At 73.4% G+C, this 12,661-nt stretch carries 10 protein-coding genes; 3 read left to right on the forward strand and 7 right to left on the reverse strand.

The genetic code is table 11. From position 1 onward, the window contains the following. Window positions 1-122: 122 nt before the first annotated feature. Window positions 123-899, reverse strand: coding sequence for a trypsin-like serine peptidase (locus ACWGIF_RS27235; RefSeq protein ID WP_453501355.1), 777 nt, complete (start codon window positions 897-899; stop codon window positions 123-125). Window positions 900-1,063: 164 nt separating this feature from the next. Next, window positions 1,064-2,614, reverse strand: coding sequence for a glycosyltransferase family 39 protein (locus ACWGIF_RS27240; protein WP_453501356.1), 1,551 nt, complete (start codon window positions 2,612-2,614; stop codon window positions 1,064-1,066). 160 nt (window positions 2,615-2,774) lie between these two features. Here ACWGIF_RS27240 and ACWGIF_RS27245 point away from each other — a divergent pair, with 160 nt between their 5' ends. After that, entirely contained in the window at window positions 2,775-4,064 is a 1,290-nt protein-coding gene (locus ACWGIF_RS27245) for an ATP-binding protein (protein WP_453501358.1), read from the forward strand. 63 nt (window positions 4,065-4,127) lie between these two features. On the opposite strand, the gene ACWGIF_RS27250 is transcribed toward ACWGIF_RS27245, so the two are convergent. The 5 genes from ACWGIF_RS27250 to ACWGIF_RS27270 all read right to left on the reverse strand — a co-directional run bounded on the left by ACWGIF_RS27250 (window position 4,128) and on the right by ACWGIF_RS27270 (window position 9,490). Then, the gene (locus ACWGIF_RS27250) at window positions 4,128-4,745 is read right to left on the reverse strand and encodes a hypothetical protein (protein WP_453501360.1); all 618 of its coding nucleotides are present in this window, start codon (window positions 4,743-4,745) and stop codon (window positions 4,128-4,130) included. After that, window positions 4,742-6,361 (reverse strand): serine/threonine-protein kinase, encoded by a 1,620-nt coding sequence (locus ACWGIF_RS27255; RefSeq protein WP_453501362.1) that lies wholly within the window; start codon window positions 6,359-6,361, stop codon window positions 4,742-4,744. The genes ACWGIF_RS27250 and ACWGIF_RS27255 overlap by 4 nt, the downstream gene beginning before the upstream one ends. Before the next feature lie 148 nt (window positions 6,362-6,509). Beyond that, window positions 6,510-7,763 (reverse strand): Tm-1-like ATP-binding domain-containing protein, encoded by a 1,254-nt coding sequence (locus tag ACWGIF_RS27260; protein WP_453501364.1) that lies wholly within the window; start codon window positions 7,761-7,763, stop codon window positions 6,510-6,512. A 48-nt stretch (window positions 7,764-7,811) separates the two neighbouring features. After that, complete coding sequence (locus tag ACWGIF_RS27265; protein ID WP_453501366.1) at window positions 7,812-8,291, reverse strand: NUDIX domain-containing protein; 480 nt, start codon at window positions 8,289-8,291, stop codon at window positions 7,812-7,814. A 173-nt stretch (window positions 8,292-8,464) separates the two neighbouring features. Next, window positions 8,465-9,490 carry a cation diffusion facilitator family transporter gene (locus ACWGIF_RS27270; RefSeq protein WP_453501367.1) on the reverse strand — a complete coding sequence of 342 codons (1,026 nt, stop codon included), beginning with the start codon at window positions 9,488-9,490 and terminating at the stop codon, window positions 8,465-8,467. A 178-nt stretch (window positions 9,491-9,668) separates the two neighbouring features. On the opposite strand from ACWGIF_RS27270, the gene ACWGIF_RS27275 reads away from it, so the two are divergent. Further along, window positions 9,669-12,089, forward strand: a complete 2,421-nt coding sequence (locus ACWGIF_RS27275; RefSeq protein WP_453501369.1) for an FHA domain-containing protein — start codon at window positions 9,669-9,671, stop codon at window positions 12,087-12,089. A 6-nt stretch (window positions 12,090-12,095) separates the two neighbouring features. Beyond that, the coding region (locus tag ACWGIF_RS27280; RefSeq protein ID WP_453501371.1) for a hypothetical protein at window positions 12,096-12,661 on the forward strand (566 nt) is incomplete at its 3' end.

The following is a 12,661-nucleotide window of genomic DNA, read 5'->3' on the forward strand; positions in this document are numbered from 1 at the left end:
ACCGCATCCCGGCCCGGCGCTAGGTGGGGCGTGTCCTTCGGATCGTGCCGGGCTGCGCGGGCCCGGCACGATCCGAAAGACACGCCCCGGGGACGCAACGGCGCCCGGGGCCCGCCGGTGCGTCAGCGGGTGGCGACCGCCTCCCGGTACAGCCCCACCGCCCGGCCGCCCATCACCGCGCTGTACGAGACCTCCGGTACGGTCCCGCCGCCCTCGTGGCCGCCGAGCACGCCCGCCAGCGCGCCGTTCACCAGCCAGGGACTGCCGCTGGTGCCGCCGCCGAGGTCCGGGCAGCCGATCCGGCGCTGGGTCGCGGAGAGCAGGGCGGTGGTGTTGGCGCAGCGCAGCGGCGTCTCCCGGGTGCGGGGGTAGCCGATGACCGTCACCGTGGCGTCGTCCGGCTGCCCGGCGGCGACCGGGAAGCCGCCCACGAGTCCCTCCAGGGAACGGGTCCGCCCCTCGTCCGTCGGGGCCACCGTCGCGAAGGCGATGTCGTCGTCCGCGGCCCGGCCGTCCGTCCAGCCCGCGGCGACGTACACGCCGGTGAGCTTCCAGAGGCCGTACGGGGCCCTGCCGTCCCGGTAGCCCGGCGCGAAGAGGATGGGGTGCGGACTGTCCAGGCAGTGCGCGGCGGTGGCGATCACATCGCGGCCGTCGCCGTGCACCACGGAGGCGGTGCAGAAGTGACCGCCGTCGAGGCCGCCCGCGAACAGCGCGCCCACGCGGTCCGCCGTGGCGTCGGGCGGCGCCTGTGCGGTGACGCCGAGCGGCGGTTCGGCCGCCGCGCCGGGCGCGTCGACGCCGAGCAGCGCGGCCATCGCGGTCAGTGCGAGCAGGATCCGTGACGCCCGCCGCGCACGGGAGCGCCGGGCCGTTCGGGGGAGCACGTGGTGGATCATGATCCCCACCCTGCCCGCCGAACCTATGACCGGAGGGCGATGTTCCGTATGAATACCCTGTGAATCCGGTGAACCTGCTGTGAAACCCGGGGCATGCCCGGACGAGACAGTCCCGATCGAGACAGCCCGGGACGAGACGGCGTGGAGGAGGCCGGCGCCGGGCCTTACCCGCGCCGTTCGTACACCGTCACCCGGCGGCCCCGCACCTGCCGGTCCTCCACCACCGCGAAGTGCTCCCGCAGGACCGCGGCCTTGGTCTTGTCCCGGTCCGCCGACGGCGCCTTCGCGACCGTCGCCGAGTCCGTCACCAGCAGCACCCGCCGCTGCCCGAGCAGCGCCGCCCGGATCCGCGCCGGCTCCGCCTCCTCGCCCTTCAGGGTGGCCGAGGCGACCGGGCTCTCGGCCAGCGCCAGGTCGGACAGGCCCGTGAAGGCGCCGGGGGAGACCAGCGCCGTGTCCCGCCGCGCGGCCGGGACGAACAGCACGGCGTCCCCCTCCCGCTTCAGCCGGGCCACCTCACCGGCCACCGCCAGGACGTCGTCGACCCGGCTGGCCGGGGCCCGCTTGCCCAGTTCCACCGGCAGCAGGGCCAGGGCCGCCACCCCGACCACGCCGGGCACGAGCAGGTCCGCCGCCCGGGGGAACCGGGGCGCGCAGGCCCGTACCGCCGCGCCCAGGGCGGCGCCGATCAGCAGGGCCAGACCCGCCATGCTGAACAGCACGTACCGGTCCAGGAACAGCGGCTGGACCAGGGACAGCCCGATCAGCCCGACCTGAGGCACCGCCAGCAGCGGCAGGCCGACCGCCGCCACCGAGAGCCTCGTGCGGTCGGGCCGGTCCGCGCAGGCGCCGAGCACGCCGATCGCCAGGAGGATCCCGGGGCCGATCAGCATGTGCCAGGTCAGGGGAGGTATCCAGGACACCTGGTCGGACTGGCCCCGGCTGAACAGGATCAGGGGGAGGGTCCCCGCCACGGCGCCCGTGCCGTACGCCGCCCAGCGCAGCCACACGCCCCGCCCGGCCCGCACCCACCACAGGGTCACCGCGTGCGCGGGCAGGATCAGCAGCGACAGCCAGTTCAGCAGGGCGCACACCAGCACGGTGATCCCGTACGCCGTCCAGCGCGGCCAGGCCCGCCGCCCGGGTCCGCTCCCGCTGAACCTCCCCAGCCGGCTCCCGACCCGGCTCGCCGACCCGCTCCCGCTTCCGCCCCCGCTTCCGCCCCTGCTTCCGCTTCCGTCCCCGCTCCCGAGGAGCGACACCAGCAGCAGGGTCGACAGCCCGGCCCCCGCCGCGACCAGCGCGTACGGACGGCCCTCCTGGAGGTAGAACTGGACGGCCGGCAGCAGCCCGAGGGTCAGCCCGCCGCCGAGCCCCGCCCAGAATCCGCCCAGGCGCCGCCCGATCAGCGCCACGCACGCCGCGGCGGCGGCGACCGCCAGTACCGACGGCAGGCGCAAGGTGGTGGTGCTCGCTCCGAAGGCCTCGAAGAGGCCGTGCATCAGGAGGTAGTAGAGCCCGTGCACGGCGTCGACGTTCTCGAGCATGTTCCAGATGTCGCCCGCCGACCGTCCGGCCACCTGCCAGGTCGCCGCCTCGTCCCGCCACACGCTGTCGTCCCGGGAGAGCCCCCACAGACCGAACGCCAGGGTCCACAGGACGGGGACGAACCATATGAGATGCCCGCGTCGGGCCGCGGATATGTGGCAAAGCATGAAGGTACGGGGATCCTCGGTCTGGCGTTCGGGCGGAAGGCACCAGTCTATGGACGACACGGAGGGTTTCCGGACCGCCTGTTGTGCACGACGGAGCGTGATCGTCCGGCCCCACCGCGCCTAGCCTCGCCGCAGGAGCACGAACGAGGGGCGGTACCCGGTGAACTGGCTCATCCACGACTACCGCGAGAGTGATCTCGCCGCGGTGGTGCATCTGATCGACACCACGGCCGAACTCGGCCAGGAGTCCGTCTTCTCGCTCGCCGAGTGCATCAGCGCGCTGACCGACCGTCAGCCCTGCGTGGTCGCCGTCCACCAGGGCGTCCCCATCGGCGCGGCACTCGCCTGCGTCACCGGGGAGCGGGCCTGGGTCATGCGCATCGCGATCGCCGCCGGCTGGCGCGGCCGCGGCCTGGCCAGCGCCCTGCTCGTCGAGCTGGAGCGGCGGCTCATCGCCGCGCGTGTCGGCCGCATCGCCTACGTCCTGCCCGAGGAGGACCTGCTCGGCGAGGGCCTCCTCAACGCCGGATACACCCGGCAGCCGGCCGTCGCCTACTTCGAGAAGACCGAGCCGCTGCACGGACCGGCCGCCGGCCTCCTCGACGACCTCGGCGGCCGCTTCCTGCCGAACGACCTGTGGACCAAGGTCGCCGGCATGGAGAAGGAGAAGGACCTCATCGAGCGGCGGGTGGTACTGCCGCTCGCCGAGCCCGAGCGGGCCGCCTCGCACGGGGTGCGGCCGCCGCGCGCCATCACCCTCTTCGGCCCGCCCGGCACCGGCAAGACCACCTTCGCCCGGGCCATCGCCTCCCGGCTCGGCTGGCCCTTCGTGGAACTGTTCCCCTCCCGTCTGGCCGACGAGGGGAACCTGGCGGCCGCACTGCGCGACGCCTTCGCCCGGATCGCCGAGCTGGAGCGCGTCCTCGTCTTCATCGACGAGGTGGAGGAGATCGCCCCCGTACGAACCGAGCCCGCGCAGCCCGGCGGGATCCACGGCGTGACGAACGAGCTGCTGAAGCTGATACCGGGCTTCCGGGAGGGCGGCGAACGGCTGTTGGTGTGCGCCACGAACTCCATCCGCTCCCTCGACCCCGCCTTCCTGCGGCCCGGGCGCTTCGACTACCTGATCCCGATCGGCACCCCGGACGCAGGGGCGCGCGCCGCGATCTGGTCCCGTTACACGGCGGGGCGCGCGGACGTCGACGTGAACGCCCTGGTGGCGGTGACCGAGCTGTTCACGCCGGCCGACATCGAGCACGCGGCGCGGATCGCGGCGCAGGTGTCCTTCGAACGAGACCTGGAGGCGGTGGGCGCGCGGGGCACGGCAGCCGCGCAGCTCGGCGCGAGCACCGAGGACTACCTGGCGGCGGTCCGGCAGTGCCGGCCGACGGTGACCCCGGCGATGACGGGCGAGTTCGAGGCGGACATCACCGCGCACGCCCGGTTCTGACCTCGGTCCGGAGCCGTAGGGAAACCGTCGGGACCCTGCGGCTGCGCCGGACCGGCTGCCCCGCTACGGGGAGCAGCGGTACGTGAAGTCCACCGCGGCCGTGCGCGGCGCGGGCGACAGCAGCCGGAGCTCGGCCCGGGCGGGGTAGTTCCCCGGGCCCTGGAAGGTCCACAGCAGGTGCAGCCGGGCCTCCCGCTGCCCACGCGGCACCCGCTCGGTCAGTTCCTCGGACTGTGTGCCGTCGCTGCGGATCCACCGGTAGGTGAGGGTTCCCGGACGCCCGTTGGTCCCCACGACCGCCACCACGTCGGCCGTCGTGTCACACGACGGCCCCTGCGGATCGGTGGTCACCGCCACGCTCCGGACCTCGATCGCGGGCCCGAACCGCTGCCAGCCGAGGTACGCGAACACCGCGGCCAGCACGACCGCGGCGAGGGCGTACCGCCGCAGACCGGCGCCGCGGCGTCGCCGGGGCGGGGCGACGACGGCGGTGGACACGGGGAACGGAGCGGGCATGGCCGCCGTCACCCCGGGCCCGAAGCGGAGCACGGATCCCTCGATCCGGTCGGGCGCCACCGGCGCCACCGGCTCCGCGGGGGCCGGGGGGCCGGAGAACCAGTGACTGCCGAGGACGGTGGCGCTGTACTCGTCATCGCCCTGCGCGGCGCGAGGGTCGCTCATCGGGGCACGTCCTGACACCGCAGCAGGTACTCCGAGCCGGACGCGGAGGTGTTCCCGGCGGCGGGCTTGGTGGTGACCCGGACGCCGCCGTAACAGCCGCGGTCGCGGGTGAACGTGTGGGACCTGACCACACTGACCGTCGAGCCGGCCTTGACGGTGAACGACTCGGTGCCGTCGGCGACGGCGTAGCTGCCCCGCCGACTGCCCAGGAACCACTCCACCACGACGGTGACCGGGCCCGAGCCCTGGGTGGCGACCGTGATGGTCGCGTCGCCCCGGTAGACCCCGGTCTTGAGCGAGACGTCGACGTTCGTGACTTTCACGGTCGGTGTGGGCGTCGGGGTCGGCGTCGGAGTCGGGGTCGGTGTCGGAGTCGGCGTGGGCGTCCAGCTCACCGTCGGCTTCGGGGTGTGGGTGGGTGTGGGGCTCGGCGAGGGCGAGGCCGAGGGTGAAGTGCTCGGGGACGCCGAGGGGCTCGGGCTCGGCGACGCCGAAGCGGAAGCCGTCGGGCTCGGGGCCGGGGAGGCCGAGGCGGGAGGGGCCGCGCTCGTCGTGGCGAAGGCGCTCAGCGCCGAAGCCCCGCCCGGCGCCGCGCCGACCGCGTCCGTCGTGAGCACCAGCACCGTCCCCAGGACCAGCGCCACGCCCGCCGCCAGCCAGCCGCTGCGGCCGGGCGCCCAGCCCGAGCCGCTGCTCAGCGTGGTCTTGGCCGTCGCCGTGGTACCGGCTGCCGAGCCCGCCGAGGGGAACAGCAGCGGCAGCAGTGCGGCCAGCGCCGCCAGCTTGCGCTGTCCTCGCTCCTCCCACTCGGGCCCGTACGCGGCCAGGGCCACGCCCTCCAGCTCGGCCACGAACGCCTCGGCGTTCTCCGGCCGTTGTTCGGGCTGCTTGGCGAGGCCGCGCCGGATGAGCGGACGCACGGGCTCCGGGGCCTCGGTCTCCGGCACCGGCGCCTCTATGTGCTGGACGGCGAGCTCCGCGAAGTTCTCCCCGTCGTACGGCTTGCGCCCGGTGAGGCATTCGAAGAAGGTCGCGGTCGCCGCGTACACGTCGGCCGCGGGCGAGGCCGGCCGGCCCTGCCACTGCTCGGGCGCCATGTAGGCGGGGGTGCCGGCCACGCCGGGCGTCGTGCCGCGGCCCGCCGCGATCCCGAAGTCCACCAGCTTCGACGAGCCGTCAGGCGCGACCAGTACGTTCTCCGGCTTGTAGTCCCGGTGGACGACGCCCGCCCGGTGCGCCGCCGCCAGCCCGAGCAGGGATCCCTTGAGGACCACCAGCGCGGCCTCGGCGTCGGCCCGGCCGGACTGCTTCAGCAGCGCGCGCAGGGATACGCCGTCGACCAGCTCCATCACGATGGCGGCGCCGCCGGGCGATTCCACGTACTCGTACAGCCTCACCACGTACGGCGACTCCAGCCCGCCCAGCAGGCGGGCCTCGGCCCGGAACTCCCCTACGAACGCGGGATCCTGGCGCAGCCGGTCGCTGAGGTACTTCACCGCGACCGCCGTGCCCGTGCCGTCGTGGACGGCGAGCACGACGCGGCCGCTGCCGCCCGCGCCGAGTTCCCGGACCTCCGTGTAACCGGGGACCGACCATGCCGCCCGCGTGTCGTTCATCGTTCCCGCCCCCCTGCCTGCCGCATGGCGCTGCCGTGTCCCCTGGACGACCGGTCCGGGGCCGGCCGCCGACCGGGCCGTTCCCTGGACCGGACTCCCCCTGGGACGTGGTTTCCGCCACGGCCGGTTCCCAACCCCGCAGGGCGTCTCAGGCTGCGGCCGGCATCGCCCCGATCATGGCGTGCAGCCGGTCGGCGGCCGCGCGTCCGAAGGCCGGGTCGTTGATGTGCGTGTCGTAGTCGTGGAGCCGGGCGGCGCTGCCGCGCAGTCCGTCGCGCAGCGCCGAGAACAGGGCCCGGTCCGCGCGGGGGTCATGGTAGGGGCCGCCCGGCGCGCCGAGCGTGGACAGTCCACGGAGCGGGACGCAGACAGCCGTGGGCCCGGTCGCCGCGCGGAGTTTGGCGGCGACCCGGCGGCCGAGCTCCGCGCACTCGGACTCGGTCGTACGGATCACCGTGATGGACGGGTTGTGGACGTGGACGCCCCGGTCGCGGACGCGTTGAGGCACGGTCTCCAGCGGGCCGAACTTCACCATGTCCAGCGCCCCCAGGCTCACCACCTGCGGGATCCCGGCCCGCCCGGCTGCGCTGAGCCGGTCGGGACCCGCCGTCAGGATGCCCCCGCACAGGTCGTCGGCGATCTCGCTGAGGGTGAGGTCGAGGACGCCCGCGAAGACCCCCTGGCCGGCCAGGGTCTCCAGGGTGCGGCCACCGGTGCCGCTGACGTGGAAGACCAGCACCTCGTAGCCGAGTTCCGTCAGCCGCTCGCGCGCCGCGTCCACCCCGGTCGTGGTCACGCCCGCCATGCTCGCCGCGACCAGCGGGCGCGCGCCCGCTCCCAGCGGGGGCGGGCGGCGCTCCGACGAGGCGCGGGCGTAGCCCCGTGCCATCCCGGCGATGGCCTCCACGGCGTTCACCAGGACGGGTCCGGAGACGCTGTTGATCCCCGCGATGTCCACGACGCTGTACATCATCGTGATGTCCGAGGATCCCACGTACGGGGTGACGTCACCGGACGCCATCGACGAGACCATCAGTTTCGGTACGCCCAGAGGCAGGGAGCGCATCGCCCGGGTGGCGATGGAGGTGCCGCCGCTGCCGCCGATCGCGAGCACTCCGTGCAGCCGGCCTTCGGCGTGCAGGCGTAACAAGGTCGCCTCCGCGCCCCGGGCCATCGTGGTGACGGCCGCGCCCCGGTCGGCGGCCGCGCGCAGTTCCGAGAGTTCCGTTCCCGCCGCCCGGGCCACCGCGTCACGCGGCACATCGGCGGGCACCCGGGGTTCGCCCATGATTCCTGTGTCGACCAGTACCACCTCGACGCCGGCGCGCAACAGCCTCTCGCGCAGCCAGCCGTACTCCACACCCTTGGTGTCCAGGGTTCCCACCAGCACGACGTTCGTCATATGTGCAATGTCCATGCAGGTGACGACGTTGGCAAGTGCAAGCTCAGGTCAAGCCTGCAACAGCACCAACAGCCGCTCCAGAAAAGGGACTTGAGAGGGAATCAGCAGGTTTTGCGCCACCTGGGGAGCAAACCAGGCCACTCGGTCCAGCTCCGGGAACTCCTGTACGTTTCCCGAGTGCGGCGGCCACTCCAGGGTGAAGGTCCCGGGCACCATCAGCGCGGGGTCGAGGTCCGCCTCCACCGCCCAGATCGTCACGAGTTTCCCGCTGCTCAGCCGTACGTCGCCCAGCGGCACGTACTCGCCCTCCGGCGGGGGCAGCCCGATCTCCTCGGTGAACTCCCGGCGTGCCGCGTTCCGCGGTGTCTCCTCCGGCCCGTACTCGCCCTTGGGGATGGCCCAGCCCCCGGCCTCCCGCCCGGCCCAGAGCGGGCCGCCCATGTGCCCGAGCAGCACCTCGACACCGGATTCCGGCTCGGGACCGGTCCGTCGGAACAGCAGCAGTCCGGCGCTTCGCTTGTCCGTCATGGGTCCATCCATGCCCCGTACCGGCCGGTGCCAGTGATCCCCGGCCGGGGTTTCCGGTCGGGGGCCGGCAAATCGGCTGTCGCCAGGTCGCCAGGTCGCCAGGTCGCCAGGTCGCCAGGTCGCCAGTCGGCGGCCGTCAGCCGCCCTGCCCGCGGCCCTGGGGCAGCCGACGGTCAGTGGTCGTGCGGCCCCTGCCGGTGGACCGGCCCGTGGGCGTCCGCGCAGTGGGCGCCGGACGGCCCCTCGCCCGCGCGGCCGACCGTGAGGAGGGATTCCTGCGCGTGGTCCACCTGCAGGGTGGTGTGCGTGATCCCGTACTCCTTGTCGAGCAGCCGTTCCAGGTCCCGGCGTACGGCGTGGCAGTCACCGGCGGGCTCCACGAGCACGTGCGCGGAGAGCGCGGCCTGCCCCGAGGTGATGGTCCAGATGTGCAGGTCGTGCACCTCGGTGACGGGCGGGTGTCCGACGAGCCGGTCGCCGACCGCGTCCGGGTCCACGTGGGCCGGGGCGGCCTCCAGGAAGATCCGGCCCGACTCGCGGACCAGCCCGTAGCCCGCCTTGACCATCAGCACCACCACCACGAGCGTGGCGATCGCGTCGGCCTGCCGGAATCCGGTGGTCAGCACGATCAGACCGGCGGCGGCCGTCCCGATGAAGGCGAAGAGGTCGTTCAGGACGTGCTGGTAGGCGCCCTCGACGGCCAGCGAGGAACGGTTCGCCCGGGAGATGCACCAGGCGGCGGCCACATTGACGACGATGCCCGCGAGCGCCGTCACCAGGACCAGCCCGCCCTCCACCGGCGGCGGGTCGATCAGCCGGCGCACCGCCTCGTATGCCAGCCAGACCGCCAGCAGAAGCAGCGTCAGGCCGTTGGCCTGGGCGGAGAGTATCTCCGCCCGCTTGAGGCCGTACGTGAAACCGCCCCGGGCCGGACGCGCCGCCAGCCGCATGGCGATCAGCGCGAGGACGATCGAGACGGCGTCGGTCAGCATGTGCGCCGCGTCGGAGATCAGGGCCAGCGAGTGCGCGATGAAACCGATGACCACCTCGATGGCCATGAACCCGCCGATCAGACCGAGCGCGATCGCCAGCCAGCGCCGGTCGGCGTCGGCGGCCACACCGTGGCTGTGGCCCGCGTGGCCGGGCCCGTGGGCGTGGTCGTGGGCGTGGTCGTCGTGCGCGTGGTCAGGCCCACTCATGGCGTCCCCCGTCTCGTCGCGGCACCGTGTGTTCGGTTCCGTCGCGTGAAGTGAAGCGCACCCCGGCGAGATGGGCAAAGGCTGCAACGGGGACCGTTGTCATTACCTATAAGAGGCCTCTGACCTGCGGCGATGCCAGGCCGCTGCCAGGACGGCGGGTTCATGGGAAGATCTGCTCATGGTCCAGCGTCCCGGTGTGCCGACCGCGCCCGAGCTCGTCCTGGTGACCGACACGGGCTCCGTTCCGATGAGCCCGGGCCGGACGTACCACGTCGGCCGGGACCCGCTCTGCGAGATCTGTCTCGAAGACGCCCGCGTCTCCTGGCACCATGCGATCCTGCGCCCCGAGGGCGACCACTGGACGGTGGAGGACGAATACAGCACCAACGGCACCTGGGCCGACGGACAGCGCGTGCACGAGTGGAGCGTCGGCGTCGGCAGCCAGCTGCGCTTCGGCAGCGCCGAGGACGGCCCACGCGCCGTCCTCGTCGATCCGCCGCCCTCGTCCCCCTCGCCCCCGGCTCCCCCCGCGCCGGGCGCCGTCCGGCCGTCGCGGGTCTCGAACCCGTCGCTGTCCCGAACCTTCCGGCAGCCGACGACCGTCCGGCCGCTGCCCGCGCGTACCGTCGTACGCATCGGCCGGGCCACCGACAACGACCTCGTCATCGACGACCTCATCGTCTCCCGCAAGCATGCCGAGCTGCGCGCCCTCGCCGACGGCGGCTACGAGATCATCGACCTCGGCAGCCACAACGGCACCTACCTCAACGGCGTCCGCCTGGACCGCCGGGCCGCCGCCCTCGCCGAGGGCGACATCGTCGGCATCGGCCACTCAGCCTTCTGCCTCGTCGGCGACCAGCTCCAGGAGTACGTGGACACCGGCGAGGTCTCGCTCGACGTCCAGGGCCTCACCGTCGCCGTCGACCACGGCCGCAAGACCCTCCTCGACGACGTCTCCTTCCCGGTCGGGGCCAAGAGCCTGCTCGCCGTCGTCGGTCCCAGCGGAGCCGGCAAATCCACCCTGCTCGGCGCGCTCACCGGACTGCGCCCCGCAGACCAGGGCGCCGTCCTCTACGACGGACGCGACCTCTACCGCGACTACGCCGAGCTGCGCCGCCGCATCGGGCTCGTCCCCCAGGACGACATCCTGCACCTCCAGCTCACCGTCCGGCGCGCCCTGCGGTACGCCGCCGAACTGCGCTTCCCCCAGGACACCGCCAAGGCCGAACGCGAGGCGCGGGTGGACGAGGTGATCGGTGAACTCGGCCTCCAGCAGCGTGCCGACCAGCCCATCCACAGCCTCTCCGGCGGCCAGCGCAAACGCGTCTCCGTCGCCCTGGAGCTGCTCACCAAGCCCTCCCTGCTCTTCCTGGACGAGCCCACCTCCGGTCTCGACCCCGGAATGGACCGCTCGGTGATGCACATGCTGCGCGGCCTCGCGGACGACGGGCGCACCGTCATCGTCGTCACCCACAGCGTGCTCAACCTGAGCGTCTGCGACCGCCTCCTGGTCCTCGCGCCCGGGGGGCGCATCGCGTACTACGGGCCGCCCGACGAGGCGCTGGGATTCTTCGGCTACGAGCAGTGGCCCGAGGCCTTCGAAGCCTTCGAGAACGAGCGCGACCGCGACTGGGCCGCGGAGCACCGGGCCTCACCGATGCACCGCCTCTACGTCGACGTCTCCGCTGGCCGGCCCACGCCCGCGGGGACGGCCGAGCCGGGCTCAGAGGTCCCCCCACCGCCGCCTGCGCCCCATCAGCCGCCGCCACCGCCACCGCCCAAGGCACAGAGCTGGGGCTCCCAGCTCTTCACCCTGGTCCGCCGGTACGCCGCCGTGCTCAGCGCCGACCGTACCTTCCTGATCATCATGGTGGGGCTGCCGTTCGCCCTCGGGGCCATGGCCCGTGCACTGGCCGGCAGCGCCCTCACCATCGAGACGGCGCTGAACGCGCTCTTCATCCTGTGCGTGGGCGGAGTCCTGACCGGAGCCGCCAACGCGGTGCGCGAACTCGTCAAGGAACGCGTCATCTACCAGCGCGAGCGCGCTGTCGGCCTGTCCCGGTCGGCCTACCTGATGTCCAAGGTGGTGGTCCTCGGCACGGTCACCGTCGGTCAGGCCGTGGTGCTCACCGTGGTCGGTCTCGCCGGAGTCGACACCAAGGCGCCCGGCGGCACCGGTGTGTTCATGCCGCCGCTGATCGAGATCACCCTCGTCGTCGCCCTGCTGTCCGTCACCTCCATGCTGCTCGGCCTGCTGATCTCCGCCCTGGTGACCAAGGAGGAGGTCACCATGCCGCTGCTGGTCCTGCTCACCATCGTCCAGGTCGTCTTCTGCGGCGCCCTGCTGAAGCTCACCGGGGTCCCCGTCATCGAACAGCTGGCCTGGTTCGTGCCGGCCCGGTGGGCCATGGGCGCGATGGCGGGCACGATCGACCTCGGCGCCCTCGTGCCCAGCACGATCACCCAGGATCCGATGTTCGATCACGACGCCGGGGTGTGGCTCCTCGAAGCGGGCATGCTGGTCGCCCTGTCCGTGCTGTTCGGCCTGCTGGTGCTCCGGGTACTTCGCCGGAACGAGCCCGCGATCATGCGGAAGTAGCCGCCGATGACAAGCCCCGGACAGGTCGAGGACTTCCAGCCCACCCATATCGTCCCGGCGGAGGGTCTGCCGGCGTGGGAGAGCGCGGACGTGTCCCACCCCACCGTGCCGCTCGACGCCTTCCTGCCCGTACAGCTGCTGTCCCGGCGCGGCGACTGGGGGGAGGTCCTCTGCGCCAACGGCTGGTCCGCCTGGGTGGACGGCCGGCTCCTGGTGTCGGTGCCGCAGCCCCCGCCGACGGGCGGACGGCCTCTCGCCCGTACGGAGGACCCGCGCCCGCTGTTCAAGCGCACCGCCGAGACCCTGGAGCGCTACCGGCATGCCGCGGACGAGCTCGCCTCGGGCAGGTCGGACGCCGAGGCCTTCCGGCGGGCCGTACGGGGGCTGCGGGCCGGGGTGGTCCTGGACGGGGAGTCGGTGTGGCTCTACGACGCGTCGGCGGGAAGCTGGCTGTACGGCGACGAGACCGGCCTGACGACCTATGCGGTCGTCGCGGCACCGGGGGTCTCGCCCGGGCCGAAGCCGCCGTCGGCACCGACGGATCCGGGCGGCGGCGACGTGACACCGACGCC

It is taken from the genome of Streptomyces sp. NPDC054849 (genome assembly GCF_053610945.1).